Raw genomic sequence first — 18,512 nt, 5'->3', positions numbered from 1 at the left:
TAGTGCCGATATTAGCCGAATCAGCACCGATATGAGCCAATTCTGTACCGATATGAGCCTCATATGAGCCATTTTGGCATTGATATGAGCATTTAGACATTTACTGGAAATTCCTTGTTATTTTTCATACGTATAAAATCCCTGCCCTGATTTGCGGCCCAACCTGCCTGCTTTGACATATTTAATAAGCAGCGGACATGGCCTGTATTTTTCTCCGAGTGATTTATAAAGATATTCCATGTTTCGAAGCCTGGTATCAAGGCCGACAAGGTCTGCAAGTTCAAGCGGCCCCATTGGATGGTTCAGGCCAAGTTTCATTGCTTTATCGATATCTTCAGCTGAGGCTACTCCTTCCATCAGCATGTTCATGGCTTCGTTTCCAATCAGGCAATTCATCCGGCTCGTAACAAACCCGGGGAATTCATTGACCTCAACTGTTTCCTTGCCTAATTTCCGGCTCACTTCTCTTGCTCTATTCATCGTTTCATCAGAAGTTTGCAAGCCTCTGACTATCTCAATAAGCTTCATTTTGTGGACAGGGTTAAAGAAATGCATGGCGATACATTTTTCTGGTCTGGAGGTTTGTGCAGCTATTTCTGTAGGACTCATCGTAGATGTATTGGTTGCAAGGAGAGTGTGGGCCGGACAGATTGCATCCAGCTTTTTAAAGACTTCAACTTTCAGTTCGATCAATTCAAAAACGGCTTCAATAACGACATCTGCATTGCCTGCAGCTTCTTCAAGGCTGCTCGTATAATGTATGTTTTGTAAAGCCGTTTCAACCTCTTCTCTTTTTAAAAATCCCCTATCAGCACTCTTGGACATTTCGGTTTCAATATATACCTTCGCTTTTTCAAGATTTGCTTGACTAACATCGTTTATAAAAACCTGGTAGCCGCCTAAAGCAGCTACATATGCAATTCCGCGGCCCATTACTCCGGAGCCGACAACCGTTAATTTTTCCACGAGCGTTTCCCTCCCAATCTGTTGGCTGCATTTAAACACGTTACAGGAAAAGAATCAGCAGAAACTCTCCTGCTGATTCTATTTTCAGGTTTTAGATAATATAAATTTGAGAGTTTGTTGTTGATGGTTACTACTGGTTATCAATCTGTGCCCGCTGCAGTTTGCCGCTGTAATCAACATAGATCGATTTCCATTCTGTATACACATCCAGCGCCGCGACACCGGAATCTCTATGGCCGTTGCCGGTTCCTTTTGTTCCGCCGAATGGCAGGTGGATTTCCGCCCCGGATGTTCCTGCATTTATATAAACAATACCGGTATCAATATCTCTCATTGCCTTATAAGCCTGATTAATATTGGCGGTATAAACTGAACTTGAAAGACCAAATTCAACGCTGTTGTTAATCTCGATTGCTTCTTCAAGGCTTTTAACCCCAATGATTGAAACGACCGGCCCAAAGATCTCTTCCTGTGCAATTCTCATATCCCTTGTTACATCGGTAAAAATAGTAGGCTGATAGAAATTGCCTTCTCCCAACTCATTTTCATCGGCTATTTTTCCGCCGGTAAGAAGTTTGGCTCCCTCCTGCTGCCCAATTTTGACGTAGTCATCTATCCTTTCAAGGGAAGAACGGTTGATGACAGGCCCAACCTTAACAGATTCGTCCAAACCATCGCCAAGCTTAAGTTCGCCTATTCGTGAAAGCAGTTTTTGTTCGATTTGCTCTTTAACCGATTCATGGACAAGTACGCGGCTTGTTGCGGTACATCTCTGGCCGCTAGTTCCGAAAGCTCCCCACAAAATCCCTTCGACAGCAAGATCAAGGTCTGCATCTTCCAACACAGTAACAGCATTTTTCCCGCCCATTTCCAGCGAGGTTCTTTTTAAAAGCGAACCGGCACGGCCATTGATTGCCTTTCCAACCTCATTTGATCCGGTGAAGGAAATTAAATCAATACCTGGATGTTCGACCATGGCATTGCCTACCTCGCTTCCAGACCCATTTACTAGATTGATAAGCCCTTTTGGCAGACCGGCCTGTTCGTAGATTTTTACAAACTCCTCAGCAACCATCGGCGTTTCTGTCGCCGGTTTCCAAACAACTGCATTCCCGGAGACGAGGGCTGGAAGTGACTTCCATGAGGCAATGGCAATCGGGAAATTCCATGGAGTAATCAATCCCGCAACACCAACCGGCACCCTAACACTCATGGCAAATTTATCGCGCAGCTCGGAAGGGACCGTATCGCCAAAAAGCCTTCGTCCTTCACCGGCCATATAAAAAGCCATATCAATCGCTTCCTGTACTTCCCCCCTGGCCTCTTCAATCACTTTGCCCATTTCGCTTGTTAGTGTCTTGGCGAGTTGTTCCTTTCTTTCTTTTAATAAAAAGGCAACTTTATATAAGTAATCAGCCCGTTCAGGTGCCGGTACCAATCGCCATAACTTTTGTGCCTGTCTTGCCGCCTGTACAGCCTTGTCGACATCTTCCTTTGAAGATTGGGCAACCTCACCAAGCACCTCTCCATTTGCCGGATTCATAACTGGAACAAATCTCCCGGTTGATGGCTCGCTCCATTGCCCATTGATATAGTTCATTATTTTTCTCAAGTCCTATCCCTCCATTTGTTAATTGTTTGTTGATTTTAGTTTTTGTTTGATTCTATTTACTGCTTCAAATAATCTCTCGGTTGGCACTGAAAGTGAAACGCGGAAATATCCCTCTCCGGAAGGGCCAAAAGCACTGCCTGGAGTGAGGATGACTCCGGTCTGTTCCAGTACATTCGTGACAAACTCTGCAGAAGTATATCCATCTGGTACGGGCGCCCATATAAAGAAACTCCCTTTTGGCGGTTCGACTTCCACCCCAATTGTTCTTAGTCCCTCTACCATGGCCGCCAAGCGTTCCTGATAAATATGATTGTAGGAAGAGATGCAGCTTTGATCACCAGTTAGAGCATGAGCAGCCGCCTTTTGAATCGGTGTATACTGCCCTGTATCTGTATTACTTTTTAAAATTGACAATGCCTGTATTATTTCTTTATTTCCTGCCACATAGCCAATCCGGAAACCAGTCATGCAGTAGGTTTTTGATAACGATCCAAACTCGACAGCGATATCTTTAGCACCTTCAACCTCTAGGATGCTCGGTGCCTTATACCCACCAAAGGTGACCATGTTATAAGCCGAATCATGTGCAATCGGGATTCCGTTCTTCGCTCCAAACTCTACAGCCTTTTTAAAAAAATCAATATCTACTGTTGCTGCAGTAGGATTACCAGGATAATTTAAAAACATGAGCTTTGATTTGGTAAGTATCTCTTTGGGAATTTCCTCAAAATCGGGCTGGAAATTATTTTCTTTTAAAAGCGGCATATTATAGCACTGGCCATTTGCCAGCAATGTTGCCATCCGATAAACCGGGTAGCTTGGGTCTGGTATTAATACATACTCCCCAGGATCCACAAGGGTTGGCACGATATGAGCAATCCCTTCCTTGGAACCAATCAATGCCAGTACTTCCGTATTGGGGTCCAGCGATACCCCGAAATGTCCCTTGTAATAATCGGCAACTGCCTCTCTGTATTCCTTGATTCCTATAAAACTTGGGTATTTCAAATTCCTCGGATCCTTTGATTCTTTTACTAATTTTTCAATGATATGTGTAGGTGTAGGTAAATCAGGATCACCAATTCCTAAATCGATAATATCTATTCCCGCCTCTGCCATTGCTGCTTTTTTCTTATTGATTTCGGCAAATAGGTAAGGAGGTATCTGTGACATACGAAGCGATTGGAAATTCATTTGTTCACCCGCTTTCCACTTGTCAATTCAGAAAATTCAATCTACATCATAAATTTATCGGTTTTCCACTTTTATAACTATGGTCGATTTATACAAAAATGAGTGAAAATACCTCACTTATTCCGTATTGTTTTAACAAAAGGTGGTATAGGACCACTTCATAAGTAAAGGGTGCGTAGGGGGCAGCCATAAGCTGATGGAATTTTATGTAGGTTACTATATAAAATAAATTTAAGCATTTCTTTTTAAATCCCGTGATTTCCGTTCCACAAAGGGAAGCACCTAAGAATAATCATCGCAGGGCCAGGCGTTCTTTGCCTGTCGCGAGGTGCTTCGCTTTCCGTGGCGCGGGCGGTGAGCCTCCTCGGCGTGTACGCCTGCGGGGTCTCACCTGTCCCGCTGCTCCCACAGGACGTTGAATTATCTTCCCTGAAAAAGCACCGCAGGAGAAAATGCGCTAGCATTTTCGAACGAGTCTTCGCACCTTCCACTGCAATCACTTGATATCTTCAAATCCGTTTTTGTTTAGTACAGCATATGTATTTAAGCTTTTGCATTTTTGCTTAAGGAGCGCGCTGGTCACCTCTATAAAAATTACTCATTAGCTATTTAAAGACTTCCCTTCCCGATGAATTCCTTTAGTCGTGGTATCAAACCGCCACTCATAATACACCGTCGTCTCTAAGCCACCTTCATAACTTTGACTTCCGCAGCAAAAAAACAGGTTCCTCCCATAGGGTAAGGAACCTGTCTACATTTAAGCTTCTTTTATAGGTCTTTCTAAATCTACTGTGGATTGTTGATTAGCTATCTGATTTTTCTTATGATAGCCCTTGCCATAATAGAAGGCTACTAAGGTTGCCAGGAATAACGGTCCGACAATAACCGCTATTCTTGTATCTGGCGAATATGCCATCATTCCAATTACCATTGCCAGGAAAGCGAGCGAAAAGTAGGAAGTGAACGGGAATAGCGGCATTTTATATGTAAGTGATGAAGCATGCTTCTTAGACAAAGTTCTACGGTACTTGATTTGTGATAGCAGGATCATAGACCATGTCCAGATTGCACCAAAGGTAGAAACAGCAGTTAACCATATAAAGATTTTTTCCGGCACCAAATAATTTAGGACAACACCGAACAATAACACGCTCCCTGTAAGCATAACTGCTTTGCTTGGAACGCCATTTTTATTCACCATCCCAAGTTTCTTTGGTGCATCGCCGTTTTCTGCGAGGTTGAAAAGCATCCTTGCTGTACTGAATATTCCCCCGTTACAGGAAGATAGCGCTGCGGTCAAAACGACAAAATTTATAATTCCCGCGGCTGCCGGAATGCCCAGCTGGTCAAACACCAATACGAACGGGCTGCCTTTTACACCGATTTCCTGCCATGGGTAAATCGACATCATGACAATCATGGTCCCGACATAAAACAGGAGAATTCGCCAAAAGACTGTGTCGATTGCCCTTCTTAATGTTTTCTTCGGATTTTTGACTTCCCCAGCGGTAATGCCAATCATTTCAACTCCTAGAAACGCAAACATAACCATTTGAAGGGAAAGGAGAACACCAGTCAGACCGTTTGGAAATAAACCGCCATTTTCCCAAAGATTACTGATACCTGTTGCAATGCCTCCGTTTCCAATTCCGAAAATGATGATGCCAAGTCCACTAACAATCATAAAAATAATTGTCACGATCTTAATAGCCGCAAACCAAAATTCAAGTTCTCCAAAGGCCTTAACTGCCAAAAAGTTTACAGCGACCATGATTCCCAGTGCAAGAAGCGCCCAAATCCAACGAGGGACATCAGGAAACCAGTACTCCATGTAAATTCCTGCCGCGGTTATCTCTGCCATACACGTAACAATCCATAGCAGCCAATAGTTCCAGCCAGTCAAAAAACCTGGTAATTGACCTAAATAATCTCGCGCATATTGGCTGAATGATCCGGCCACCGGTTTTTCAATTGCCATTTCCCCTAGCGCCCGCATGATAAAGAAAATGATCATACCGGCAAACGCATAAGCAATAATAATGCCAGGTCCGGCGAGCTTGATAGCCGAAGCCGAACCGAGGAAAAGGCCAACCCCGATTGCTGCACCAAGTGACATAAGCGTAATGTGCCGTTCTTCCAGCCCTCTTTGAAGCTGATTTGGTTGCTTAGTTTTCTGCATACATCTACCCCCACGTTTTAATTTTCCCTGTCCCCCACTTGTTCCCAACTACATACATTTAACCCAAACTATTATTCTAGTAAACCTAGCAGTTGAAATTTATTATACAATTTTTTGATAGCGCTTACATTACCATTTTATTCTTAAAAGTGTCAAATTGTTGACAATTCTCATAATTTTAAGACAAAATCACATTTGTGGTATATACACAAATCGACTCTTTGTGTATTGTGTAATTACGATAAACACTATATAAAAATCATATCATAGAAAAAGGTGTAACGTATGGCTGCAAGTAAACAAGATCCTTTTACCGAAAGTTTTGATAGTCTTGATGAAATAGCGGATAGGATTAGTGAAGTTCTGCACTGCCCGATTACAATCGAGGACGCAAACCACCGTCTGCTTGCCTATAGTACTCATGATGACAGAACAGACCCTGCCCGGGTTGCAACGATAATGGGCCGCCGAGTTCCAGAAAAGGTCATCAATTCATTGTGGAAAAATGGTGTGATTCCACAGCTTTTGAAAACCAGGGAACCAGTACGGATAAAAACCGTTAGTGAAATTGGACTTGGCGACAGGGTTGCTATTTCGGTTTGGAAAAATGATGAGCTGCTGGGGTTTATTTGGGCACTAGAGGTTGAAAAAACGCTTGGCGAAGAAGGAATGGGTCTGCTCAAACGGGCAGCTGAAGCGACAAAAAATAAATTAATTCAAGTTCATGCACGAAAACACAAAACGGACGAACAATCTCACGAATTTTTTTGGAAGCTGCTAACAGGCCATTACCATTCAAACGAGGAAATCCACCTGCAATTCCAGTCGCTAAAAATTACACCCCCTCCTTCCTATTCGATTATGGTGTTTAATTTTTTAAGTGACATAAAAAATGAAACTGAAAAGCAGGTTTCGTATCAATTGCGGACGATTCAAAAACCAGCCGTTCTCCTTTATACCTTTGACCAGCAGCAATTGGTGATGCTCATTTCTCTTGACCGTAATGTAAATCCGGTTGAAACATTGACTATTTTCAGTGAGCAGTTTATTTACAAGATGATGGACAGATATGATGTTCCCTCACTCGTACAAGGATTTAGCGGTATATACAGCGATTTTTTACACATCGAAAAGGCGTATGTAGAGGCACAAAAGGTTTTAGCTATTAAACGAAAATTTCCGGCCGAAACTAGGGAAATATACAGCTATCAAAGCTTGGGAATTTTTAAACACCTAGACATCCTTTTGGAAAAATCAACAAAGGGAGAGCTTGGGAACTCTGCTCTTAAACAATTGCAAGACTATGACAGAAAGAACCATACCGACCTGATTGAAACCTTGGAGACGTATCTGAATAAAGATTGCAATATACAGGATACGGCCAAGGCCCTCAATGTCCATATCAACACGCTGAATTACCGCTTAAAGCGAATTTCTGAAATAGGAGACATTAATTTGAAAGACCCAAATCAGAAGGTGAGTTTATTTGTTGATATTAAGCTGGAAAAATTCAATCACTGACTTTCTCGTCGTTTATCAGGAAGTTATAAATTTCGCGACTGTGGATAACTTTTATATAAAGTGTGTCTACATCTAGCTCCAGCACCTATCGCCTAGCAAACTTCAAGCCTCCTCCCTACGATAAGTCATCATCGAATCGCTTACGCTCTTCGTGATTCCTTTATCTCAGTCAAAGTCCTTCCAGTTTGTACGGCGATGACCAAGGCGCTTGCGCTTTTGTTTATTTGTGAATTACTGAACGATTTGTGAAATCCACACAAAAGAAAGCGCTTACTTTCTCTTCTTTGAACAATGTAAATTTCCTTTTCCATGGATTATTCTAAGGATAAAGAAACACAAACCCATTTTTCAAGGAGGATTTCCGAATGATTATTGGTGTACCGAAAGAAATTAAAAACAACGAAAACCGTGTAGCCCTCACTCCAGCAGGGGTTCTTACACTTGTCCAAGCAGGCCACAAGGTGCTGATTGAAAAAGAGGCCGGCGTTGGAAGCGGCTTTACGGATGAAGATTATATCCAGGCCGGTGCAGAAATAATTGAAACAGCTGAAAAGGTATGGCAGGCTGAAATGGTTATGAAAGTTAAGGAACCACTTGAAAGTGAATACAACTACTTCGGTAAGGGATTAATCCTGTTTACCTACCTTCACCTTGCTGCTGAGCCATTCCTTGCCAAGGCACTTAAAGAGGCCGGCGTAACGGCTATCGCGTATGAAACGGTTTCCGTAAATCGCACGCTCCCACTTCTTACGCCAATGAGTGAGGTAGCTGGACGGATGTCTGCGCAAATCGGCGCTCAGTATTTACAAAAAGTCAATGGCGGACAAGGCATCCTTCTCTCGGGAGTACCTGGGGTAAGCCGAGGCAAAGTTACAATCGTCGGCGGTGGGATCGTCGGCACAAATGCAGCCAAAATGGCAATTGGCCTCGGCGCAGAGGTTACCATCATAGACTTGAGCGCTGACCGTCTCCGCTATTTGGATGATATTTTCGGAAACAACATCAAGACATTGATGTCCAATCCTTACAACATCGCCCAGGCTGTAAAGGAAGCAGATCTTGTCATCGGTGCTGTCCTGATTCCAGGTGCAAAGGCACCAAAGCTCGTAACAGAAGAAATGGTCAAATCCATGAAGCCAGGTTCGGTCATTGTGGACGTAGCCATTGACCAAGGTGGAAGCGTTGAAACGATTGATCATGTAACAACTCATGACAACCCTACTTACATCAAGCACGGAGTTGTTCATTACTCTGTTGCGAATATGCCTGGTGCCGTACCAAGAACGTCTACCATGGCTTTGACAAATGTAACGGTTCCTTATGCGCTTCAAATTGCCAACAAAGGCATTGAAAAAGCCATCTCTGAAAATCCGGCACTGAAGCTCGGAGTCAACGTGGCTAACGGTGAAGTAACGTACGAAGCAGTTGCACGCGACCTGCAATATAACTATGTATCCGTAGACGATGCTTTTGGCAAAATTGCAGTTGCAAGATAATAATAGCTAATACATCCCTCAAGGTATTTTTCTTGAGGGATTTCCCATCTAAGTTGAACTGGGGGGATCAGCGTGATTCAGCAGAGCTATCGGGATACATGGGCAGAAATTTCATTAGAGGCCATAACATACAATACAGAACAATTTAAAAAGCACATTGGGGAAAACGTGAAGTTAATGGCGGTCGTAAAAGCTGATGGGTACGGCCACGGTTCTGTCCGAGTCGCAAAGGCGGCATTGCTGGCTGGTGCGGAATATCTGGCAGTCGCCCTTCTTGATGAGGCGCTTGAACTTAGACAAGCTGGTATAAATGAGCCCATCCTCGTATTAGGGCATACCCCTGCCCGCTCTGTGAAAAAAGCTATTTTGGCAAATATAGAGCTGACGGTTTTTTCAGAGGAAACCCTACAAGAAATTATCAATCAATCGAGGGAAATGAAAAGAAGTGTTGCGGTTCATCTAAAAATCGACACTGGAATGACCAGAATTGGTGTCCAAACGAAAGAGGAAGCCTTGGCGTTGGCAAAAATGTGCGAGTCTGGAGACAATGTACTCTTAAAGGGAATCTTCACCCATTTCGCAAATGCGGACAGCGAAGACCCTTCTTATACGGCTAAACAGTTTTCACAATTCCAAATGGTGGTTTCATTTTTGGAAAAGCACAAAATCGACATTCCTTTCAAGCATTGCTGCAACACTGCCGCAACAATGTCTTTCCCTTCCATGCATCTTGATATGGTCCGCGTCGGCATTGGATTGTATGGTTTGTATCCAGATGCATCATTGAAAAAGCGTATTGTAACGCTAAAACAGGCTATGACGCTGAAAACGAAAATCGCCTCTCTTAAAATTGTCCCTGCCAACCAGCCGATCAGCTATGGGTGTACATTTTTACCACCGAAGGAAAGCGTCATTGCCACCCTGCCGATCGGGTATGCTGACGGCCTTTCAAGGCTGCTCTCAAACCGCGGCCAATTCCTTGTTAAGGGACAAAAGGCTCCAATTGTAGGCCGGGTTTGCATGGATCAGACCATGATTGACGTAACTGATATCCCCTCATGTCAATTTGACGATGAGGCAGTCATTTTTGGCCAAAACGGCAATGCATTTCAAGAAATTGACGAAATCGCCCGCCTAATGAGTACAATAAATTATGAGGTTGTTTGCCTGGTTGGCAAGCGGGTGCCGAGAGTTTATCTAGAATCGAGTAGAAACTCGTCCAAGGGCTCGCTTGGTTCCTCTTTACTCGAATATGTATAGAAAATCCCCGCTACTGCTTTGGCGGGGTTTTTAATTTTGAAATTTCATAATCATCCTTACTGACCGACTTTGCGTAGCGGCGGCATAATAAATCTTATTGGAATAAACATAGCTAGGGTAAAAATGGTTACCCTTCCTAGTCCGATTTTGATAGTTATGACTATATACCATATGGCCCGGGTCTGACCCTCACTACCTTATCAAGAGGAATCTAGTCAGTTACTACTACGGTATTGAATAGTAATTACTATTTAAATATTCTCTTTTCACTAGCCGTCTTATTAGTCAATACTATTACGAAGTTCACCTGGGCCAGGCCCCTACTATATTCTAGTTACAAAAGTAGTTAGTATTTGCTATGGCTTTTATAGTCATTGCTATAAAAATAACTCCGCATCTAATTCCAATAATGGAATTCAAAATATTGATAGTTTTCTATTCTATAAAATGATTGAAATTCCTTTCTTCCACCATCTTACTGCTCATTTTTATAAGAATATGTTAAAATTGGTCTGTCAGAAAATTCAAATTAAAAAGGAGGCAATGGGATGAATGTACCTTTAGTTTTGAATGAATTTTTAGATCGGGCGGCGAATTTATATGGTGACAAACAAGCTGTGTTTTGTGATGATCGGGTGTTTACATACAAGGAACTGCTTGGCAGGGTCAATCAGCTGTCACATGGATTAAGGTCGCTAGGTGTCAAAAAGGAAAACAGGGTTGCCTACCTCGCGCCGAACACCGTTGAGATGCTTGAAGGCTTTTATGGTGTGTTCCAGCTTGGCGCAGTGATGGTTCCACTCAATATCCGCTTGAAGCCGGAAGATTATTTGTTCATTTTAAATCATAGTGAATCAAAGGTTCTCCTTGTTGATGAGGATTTGTACCACCTCATTCATCCGATCAAGCAGCGCTTAGCCACAGTCGAACACATCATTGTTCACTATAAATCCGCTGAAACAAATGAAACCGATTACAATAGCTGGCTCGGAAGTTTTCCAAACACAACCTTTGACCGTGAAGAACTCGATGAAAACGATGTGTGCAGCTTGTTATACACGAGCGGGACTACTGGAAACCCAAAAGGCGTCATGCTCACCCACCGAAACAACTATTTGCATGCTTTGAGCACGATGCATCATTTACGTGTCCGTGACGAGGATGTTTACTTACATGTCCTGCCAATGTTCCATGTTAACGGCTGGGGATCGCCATTTTATTATACAGCCAACGGCTCAACCCATATTTGCTTGAAAAATGCAACACCAGAATCGATTTTCAATGCCATACAAGACCACAAAGTAACAGTTTTACATATGGCACCAACCGTCCTGAATTCCTTGCTGCAATACAACGAGAAACATCAGTTGAAAATTGAGCAGCCGGTCCGAGTGGTCATCGCTGGCTCTGCCCCTCCTCCGGCATTCGTTACCCGGGTTGAAAAAGAGCTTGGCTGGGAATTCATCCAGGTCTATGGAATGACGGAATCAACACCGTTAAGCTTGGTTTCGACAATCCGTTCCCAGCATAGCCACCTAACCTCCGATGATAAAACGCGTATTAAGGCTAAAGCCGGTTACCCAATGATAGGCTGCGATGTCCGGGTCGTAAATGAGCATGGTGATGATGTAGCCCGCAATGGCAAGGAGATTGGCGAGATTGTTACAAGAAGTCATGGTGTAATGCTGGGCTATTGGAAAAATAACGAAGCAACAATGGAAACGATTCGCAATGGCTGGCTCCATACAGGCGATATGGGGACCATTGACGAATACGGCTATATTGAAATAGTCGACAGAAAAAAGGATATCATCATAAGCGGCGGTGAAAATATCTCTTCGATTGAAGTTGAAGGGGTGTTGTATGAGCACCCTGCAGTCCTGGAAGCGGCTGTCGTTGCCGTCCCTCATGAAAAATGGGGTGAGACACCACACGCATTTGTTGTCGTCAGGGATGGACAACTGGTCACAGATGCAGAACTTATCGCTTTTTCACGGGAAAAATTAGCCCATTTCAAGGCAGTAACCGGGATTACCTTCGTCGAGGAACTTCCGAAAACAGCATCCGGTAAAATACAGAAGGTTCATTTACGGAACGAGTATTGGGAGAAGCATGGCAAAACAGGCCGTTTTGTGAATTGAGGAGATTCACTGAAGTGTTCCCCAGCGCTTTTCGGCTGGGGTATTTCTTTTAATAAGAAGAATCTGTACGATTCCCCTTCAGTTTTTCAAACAAATATTGCACCCCATACAAAAGATATGCTTTATAATGCAGGTAAACAAAAAACTGGAGATGGGTTAATTTATTCAGGCCGATGATTTTCAGTTTCTTGAGGATTTTGATAAAAACGAAAGCAAAAAGCCCGTCGGCAACCACATTCATCACCACAAATTTTTTAAAATTCCCATACGAAAATTTTAGGATCCACATTGAAAGTGGCATATATAGCCCGACAGTAAATGGCAATTCGTCCTTAAAAAACGATTTTCGTCCATCATAGAATTTCCACCAATTTCTCCTGTGTCCATAAATATGGTTTAATAGTTCAAAAAAAATAATGAATACGCCGCTAAACCAGTAACGTTTGAAGCTTCGCTTACCAATAAACAGCAATGTCAGCCAGGGAAAAAGTATAATCGATACGTTAAATGCAAGGTGGCGCCTGGTTATTTTTCGCACAATCTTCACCTCAAGCAGTTTGGTCTGTTTTTAATGTATCCAAAAATAGAATTAAAACACACGGTCTTTTACGTGTATTTTTAAATTAGGGAGGGATGATTCTTTGAAACTAATCTCACTTTGTCCTAGCAATACCGAACTTGTTGCCTATTTAGGGTTGTCGTCATCCTTGATTGCTGTTGATGATTTTTCCGACTGGCCAGCCGAAGTTAGTACCCTTCCAAGGCTAGGGCCTGATTTGAACATTGATATGCAAATGGCTGCAGCTTTAAATCCCGATTTGGTGCTGGCCTCCTTATCTGTCCCTGGAATGGAACGGAATATTGAAGAATTGGAAAAGCATAACCTGCCATATGTAATCGTTCCTAACCCAAAGACACTTAAGGAAGTTGGCGATTGTCTTTTGTTTGTCGGAAAGGTTACCGGTACACTAGAAAAAGCAACTCGCGTGCATGAAAAGTTCAACCGTATTTTGGAACACTATGATTTGCTAAGTAAGAGAGTAACTGTCCCGAAAACGGTTTACTGGGAATGGTGGGCAAAGCCGGTCTTCACTCCTGGCGGCTCGAATTGGCTGACTGAAATGAGCAGGCTCGCTGGCGGAAGGAATGTATTTGAGAACCACTATGAAGCTAGTGTCCAAACTGATTGGGACGATGTCAAACAGCGAAACCCTGACGTCATTGGCGTTGTTTGGGTAGGTGTACATAAAAAGAAAGTGAATCCAAAGGTCATTAAGAAGCGCCCCGGCTGGGACGAGATGCAGGCCATGCAAAACAATCAGCTTTATATCCTTGATGAGCCATTATTTTGCCGCCCCTCTCCCCTTTTACTGAACGGTCTCGCTCAAATCGCTCATATCCTTCACCCCGAGATTTTTCCAGAATACAAGGAAGGCACTGACTTGCTGCTAAGTTGATGGACTTATAGGAGGAGAATTAAATGAACTATATTATTGAAAAAGAATGGCTGCTAGAAAAAATGAAAGACGAAAATGTACGAATTGTCGATTGCCGGTTTGCGCTAGGTAATCCAATTAAAGGACAGCAGGAATACGAAAAGGGCCACATACCGGGAGCAGTTTATTTTGATCTGGAAAAAGATCTGTCCGGTGAGGTACGAACACACGGCGGGAGGCATCCGCTTCCTGACCTGAATGTCTTAATTGGAAAACTTGAAGAAGGTGGTATCGATGAAAATAGAGTGATTGTGGCGTATGACAATGGAGAAGGTGCGTTTGCATCAAGGTTTTGGTGGATGCTCACCTATCTCGGCCACGAGAAAGTCTATGTACTAAACGGCGGTTACAAAGAGTGGCTTGTAGCTAATTACCCTACAACAACTGAAGTCCAAGTATTTGAAAAAGGCAATTTCACAAAAAACATTCAACGTGAACTGCTAGCTGATGTTGAAGAAGTACGTAAAATTGCTTCAGGAAGAAATCCCGGTGCAGTCCTAATTGATTCACGTGAGGAAAAACGATACCTGGGAATTGAAGAACCGATCGATAAAAAGAAAGGCCACATCCCTGGTGCAGTTAACAAGCAGTGGATGGATGGTCTTGAGAAGGGCCGTTTCAAGCCGGCTGCTCAGCAATCTGCAAGATTTTCTGACCTAAATAGACAAAACGAAATCGTCGTTTACTGTGGATCCGGGGTAACCGCTGCCCCGAATTTCCTGACATTGAAAGAAGCAGGTTTTGAGAATGTAAAGCTATATCTTGGCAGCTTCAGTGACTGGATTTCTTATGAGGACAATGAAATAGAATGAGATTAAAACAAAATATTTCTTCTTAAAAAAACCCTGGTATTTTTAATTCACTCCTGCAATAAATAAGGAAACACTTGGAAAAAATTTCAGAGGAGTGATAAGAATGGTGTGGAAGCTGCGGATTCCTTTATTTTTATTGACCCTGGGTACTCTTTCTGGCCTTGTCCAGAAGTACCCGGAATTCTTTCTAGTTAACTCAACTTACCTCATAAGAAGTGCTTTTTTCCTTGGACTAGTGGGTGCTCTTTATCTTCTTTTAGAGAAGACAAAAATTAATGACATCAAAGTCCATTACTCAATTGGCATTGTCTTAATTTCAGTAGGAATTTTAGTGGATTATATTTTGATATAAATTTTCCTTTCATTTAGATGAAAGGTTCTTTTTTTGGACTTGTTTAACAAGTAGAGAAGCTTTCATAAATAATGATCGCTTAGAGCAACAACTCCTATTGATTTAGTTGCTCATTTTTTAACTGTCGGATACTTACCATAAGACCAGTGAGCCCAGCCGAAAACGAAGGAATAATACTGTATACTAAATACTTCCACTCTCCAGTAAGTAAAGAAGGTATAAGAAAAATAACTGGTAATCCGACTAATACAAATAACGATACGAACAGTCCAAGTTTAGGATTACTTTTCATTTAACATCACCTTTGTTTCGTAATAAGAGCTTCCTGTTATTTTCCTCCAGCATGTTTATTATCTTTCAACACTTCTCTTTTATAGCATTCAATTAATTTAGCAGATTCTAGCTTAAACAGCTCTCTTATATCTTTCGTTGGGTTAGTTGAGACATAGTTTGAAACGAGGCTTAAGGCGAAAAGATAGCCTGCAAATACCGGAATTCCTCTTTTACGGCTTCCATAGCAAAGCGGCCCCTTTATCATATCGTCCGCCGATTGAAGATGATCCTTACATTCATTCCAATACCAAATTTCTCTTTCTTTTGGAAGGTTATCTTTCCACCATCGCTTGTCTTTATATAATGATAAGCTAAACTAATTCCGCTGTCCCTTCCATCCTGAACCAGTGTTCTAATGTAAAGCTGCTTAAGGATATTTTGTATATAGGATTTTCAGGGCACGCGTGATGCATTTCATGAGCAAGCAGGTATTGTAAAAATTCGATATCTGGTTGTGGCGGGATTGCTACAATTATGTTGCCGGGACCATTTGTAAAAGCATTTGACCAAAGAGATAAAGGCTGATTTTCAAAATAAGAGAAAGGCAAGGCTGGTACAATCATGATACGCATTTCATCGAAGGGTAGATAGCGAGAAACGATTTGAAATGTTTCTTTAACTATCTGTTCTATCTCAGCAGTATTCCATTCCATACTAATTAGTTCAGATTCAGTTAGTTCCAAGAATTTAAACATCTGAAACCGTTGGGCAAGTTGGTCCCATTCAGTCATCCAAGTTCTTTCGGATACATGCCCAGCAAATTCTTCCCGCAAAAATTCTTCCAGATGATTACGGTTCGATACAAGATCAATAGGAGTAATTTGTTTAGTCTCAAGCATTCTATAGCCCCCTTTCAAAAAATTGAAAAAATTCTTAATCCTAGTATAGCAAAAAATTCCAAATTAAATTAGTATGATTTTAAGAGATGATTAAAATGCTGCTGTATGGCCCCCTGTTGTTATTAGCTATTTCATTGCTAATCCTTGGTCTTTGTTTTACTTTACGCTCTCTTTCTTCCAATACTTGCACCAAAATGATGAACGCGCGATGCTGCAGAGCAAGAAAGCAGCAACTCTTTGCCTGATATTAGCTATTGGATTAATCCCATTTGGAGGCAGTCTAATTCGTTTTCTTTTCGGCTAAATATGGTATAATTATTCCAACACATCATATACTAAAAACCGGACCATGCTGGGAACATGGGCCGGTTTCAATAGACGGTTCCCACTAAGGGGCCGGCGTTGGAAGATAATCCACCTGGAGCCGTTAACTCAAGGGTGGATTATTTTTTTTGTGAAGAAGACAGAATCGCGACTACAAGACCTGCGAACGTGATCATCAGCGTTAACGATTCGAATACTGTCACCGGCATCCCCCCTTTCAAATCGGAGTAAACCGGCCACCCTTGAGAAAAACCTATTCTATTGTCTTTCTATTATACCATTTTTCTTTCAAAAACTCGAACGTGTATTCGTATTTTTAGAAGTGAAGATTGGGAAATTCCTTTTTATTTTTTTCCAATCTAGTAAACATGAAATTTATTTACTGCCCAATTGATCCTCTCCTCCTACAGCATAATACACAGGAACACGAAATGTTTTAATTTTTAAAAATAGGATAAGTACATAAAGAAAGAATCTAACTGGTCAGGTTATTAGAAGTTTGAAATTCTTTAAAATATGGTATAATGATTTCTGTTTAGACGTATATAAAAAAGACCGAACATGCTGGTACCATGTTCGGTCTACAATAGGCGGTTCCCAGAAGGGGCCGGCATTGAGGCGCTTAATCCACCCGGGCTTGCACTTAAGGGTGGATTATTTTTTATTTGTAAAAGACAGTATTGTGACAACGAATCCCGCGAATGTAATCATTAGCGTCAGTGATTCGTATACTGTCACCGGCATCACCCCTTTCGTATGGAGTATACCGGCCACCCTTGGACAAACCTATCCTATTGTCCTTCTATTATACCATCTCGTGTATAATAATACGGACATATATTCCCATTTATAATTTTCCCAACTTCGTTATTGTTAAAAACAATTGAACCACTAAGAAGTAATGAAAAATCTATATTTCCCCACCCCCAATCCTAATTTCTTTACTTATTCCCTGAATCGTTTTACTATTATAATAATTGCATATTTGATGACTACTAGGGGTGCCCTGTTATGGGCTGAGAGAAAAACGCAAAGTTTTTTAACCCTTCGGACCTGATCTGGATCATACCAGCGTAGGAAAGTAGAGGAGAAGCAGTTTCCGCTTACTTTAGCTATTTGGCCAGGTCCGTTTCACGGATCTGGCCATTTTTGTTTCTTCCTCCTATAGTTCCGAAAGTCTCCCTCATGCAATTACATTATTAAGGGGGAATTTTAATGGAAATCAAAGACCAAATTGTTCTTGTTACGGGTGCAAGCCGCGGGCTCGGCCGGGAAATTGCAAGATCTTTTGCACGCAAAGGAGCAAAAGTTGTCATTAACTACTTCAACAGTGAAGAGCATGCAGTTACTCTTGAAAGGGAACTCGGAGACCTGGCTATTGCCATCCGGGCAGACGTCCGAAATGCCGACCAGGTCATCGCCATGTTCGAAAAAGCAAAAAATCATTTCGATACACCAATTACCACCATTATTAACAATGCTCTTGTCTCGTTTAAGTTTGACCCTGTCAAAAACAAAGATGCCTTTAAAGTTGCGTGGGAGGATTATCATCAGCAGTTGGAAGGCGCAATTCGCGGCGCTCTAAATACTGTTCAGGCAGGATTGCCCCGAATGAAGGAAATTCAATTTGGGCGAATCATCAACATTGGAACCAATCTTGTCCAGAATCCAGTCGTCCCCTACCACGACTACAATACGAGCAAAGCAGCTCTGCTTGGGTTTACCCGATCAATGGCCGCAGATCTTGGCCAATATGGGATAACCGTTAACATGGTATCAGGAGGATTATTGCAGACCACTGATGCAAGTGCGGCAACCTCTGACGAAGTCTTTGACCTTATCAAAGCCTCCACCCCATTGAAAAAGGTTACAACGCCAGCGGAAATGGCAGATAGTGTGCTGTTTTTTGCTTCACCATGGTCAAGAGCTGTTACCGGCCAGAACATCATGGCCGATGGCGGACTCGTAATGTCTTAAGGAGGTTATT

At 42.2% G+C, this 18,512-nt stretch carries 16 protein-coding genes and 1 riboswitch; of the genes, 8 read left to right on the top strand and 8 right to left on the bottom strand.

What is annotated here, in order from left to right; genetic code table 11:
• Positions 1-117: 117 nt before the first annotated feature.
• From TY16_RS18225 to TY16_RS18210, 4 genes are all read right to left on the bottom strand, one after another.
• Positions 118-966, bottom strand: coding sequence for a 3-hydroxyacyl-CoA dehydrogenase (locus TY16_RS18225; protein WP_043933239.1), 849 nt, complete (start codon positions 964-966; stop codon positions 118-120).
• Positions 967-1,096: 130 nt separating this feature from the next.
• A complete protein-coding gene (locus tag TY16_RS18220) occupies positions 1,097-2,566 on the bottom strand; it encodes an aldehyde dehydrogenase family protein (RefSeq protein WP_442853254.1) in 1,470 nt (489 codons plus the stop codon).
• Between the two features lie 30 nt (positions 2,567-2,596).
• The gene (locus TY16_RS18215) at positions 2,597-3,772 is read right to left on the bottom strand and encodes an LL-diaminopimelate aminotransferase (protein WP_043933237.1); all 1,176 of its coding nucleotides are present in this window, start codon (positions 3,770-3,772) and stop codon (positions 2,597-2,599) included.
• 757 nt (positions 3,773-4,529) lie between these two features.
• A complete protein-coding gene (locus TY16_RS18210) occupies positions 4,530-5,951 on the bottom strand; it encodes an amino acid permease (protein WP_043933236.1) in 1,422 nt (473 codons plus the stop codon).
• A gap of 285 nt (positions 5,952-6,236) precedes the next feature.
• Here TY16_RS18210 and TY16_RS18205 point away from each other — a divergent pair, with 285 nt between their 5' ends.
• From TY16_RS18205 to TY16_RS18190, 4 genes are all read left to right on the top strand, one after another.
• Positions 6,237-7,472, top strand: a complete 1,236-nt coding sequence (locus TY16_RS18205) for a PucR family transcriptional regulator (protein WP_043933235.1) — start codon at positions 6,237-6,239, stop codon at positions 7,470-7,472.
• A gap of 365 nt (positions 7,473-7,837) precedes the next feature.
• Complete coding sequence (gene ald / locus TY16_RS18200; protein ID WP_043933234.1) at positions 7,838-8,968, top strand: alanine dehydrogenase; 1,131 nt, start codon at positions 7,838-7,840, stop codon at positions 8,966-8,968.
• A gap of 72 nt (positions 8,969-9,040) precedes the next feature.
• Positions 9,041-10,228, top strand: a complete 1,188-nt coding sequence (alr, locus tag TY16_RS18195) for an alanine racemase (protein ID WP_043933233.1) — start codon at positions 9,041-9,043, stop codon at positions 10,226-10,228.
• Between the two features lie 548 nt (positions 10,229-10,776).
• Positions 10,777-12,369 carry a long-chain-fatty-acid--CoA ligase gene (locus TY16_RS18190; RefSeq protein ID WP_043933232.1) on the top strand — a complete coding sequence of 531 codons (1,593 nt, stop codon included), beginning with the start codon at positions 10,777-10,779 and terminating at the stop codon, positions 12,367-12,369.
• A 49-nt stretch (positions 12,370-12,418) separates the two neighbouring features.
• Here the strand turns inward: TY16_RS18190 and TY16_RS18185 are convergent, their stop codons facing one another.
• Entirely contained in the window at positions 12,419-12,907 is a 489-nt protein-coding gene (locus tag TY16_RS18185; protein ID WP_197028422.1) for a hypothetical protein, read from the bottom strand.
• Between the two features lie 103 nt (positions 12,908-13,010).
• Between TY16_RS18185 and TY16_RS18180 the strand changes: the two genes are divergently transcribed.
• The 3 genes from TY16_RS18180 (at position 13,011) to TY16_RS18170 (ending at position 15,029) form a co-directional block, all read left to right on the top strand.
• Positions 13,011-13,826, top strand: coding sequence for a cobalamin-binding protein (locus TY16_RS18180; RefSeq protein WP_043933231.1), 816 nt, complete (start codon positions 13,011-13,013; stop codon positions 13,824-13,826).
• A 23-nt stretch (positions 13,827-13,849) separates the two neighbouring features.
• Entirely contained in the window at positions 13,850-14,677 is an 828-nt protein-coding gene (locus TY16_RS18175) for a sulfurtransferase (protein WP_043933230.1), read from the top strand.
• Between the two features lie 103 nt (positions 14,678-14,780).
• Positions 14,781-15,029, top strand: a complete 249-nt coding sequence (locus tag TY16_RS18170; protein WP_043933229.1) for a hypothetical protein — start codon at positions 14,781-14,783, stop codon at positions 15,027-15,029.
• A 644-nt stretch (positions 15,030-15,673) separates the two neighbouring features.
• On the opposite strand, the gene TY16_RS25360 is transcribed toward TY16_RS18170, so the two are convergent.
• From TY16_RS25360 to TY16_RS27330, 3 genes are all read right to left on the bottom strand, one after another.
• A complete protein-coding gene (locus TY16_RS25360) occupies positions 15,674-16,201 on the bottom strand; it encodes a DUF2268 domain-containing putative Zn-dependent protease (protein ID WP_052342788.1) in 528 nt (175 codons plus the stop codon).
• Between the two features lie 443 nt (positions 16,202-16,644).
• Positions 16,645-16,734, bottom strand: a complete 90-nt coding sequence (locus TY16_RS27335) for a putative holin-like toxin (protein ID WP_442853230.1) — start codon at positions 16,732-16,734, stop codon at positions 16,645-16,647.
• A 445-nt stretch (positions 16,735-17,179) separates the two neighbouring features.
• Positions 17,180-17,269, bottom strand: a complete 90-nt coding sequence (locus tag TY16_RS27330; RefSeq protein ID WP_442853229.1) for a putative holin-like toxin — start codon at positions 17,267-17,269, stop codon at positions 17,180-17,182.
• Positions 17,270-17,512: 243 nt separating this feature from the next.
• Positions 17,513-17,622, top strand: a riboswitch (TPP riboswitch).
• A gap of 118 nt (positions 17,623-17,740) precedes the next feature.
• On the opposite strand from TY16_RS27330, the gene TY16_RS18155 reads away from it, so the two are divergent.
• Positions 17,741-18,502, top strand: a complete 762-nt coding sequence (locus TY16_RS18155; protein ID WP_043933227.1) for a 3-oxoacyl-ACP reductase — start codon at positions 17,741-17,743, stop codon at positions 18,500-18,502.
• Positions 18,503-18,512 lie beyond the last annotated feature (10 nt).

The organism is Bacillus sp. EB01 (genome assembly GCF_000613125.1).
In the GTDB taxonomy this organism is placed as follows: Bacteria; Bacillota; Bacilli; order Bacillales; family Cytobacillaceae; genus Bacillus_D.
Note: the sequence above shows the minus strand (reverse complement) of the source record. Positions and strands in the feature narration are given on the sequence as shown.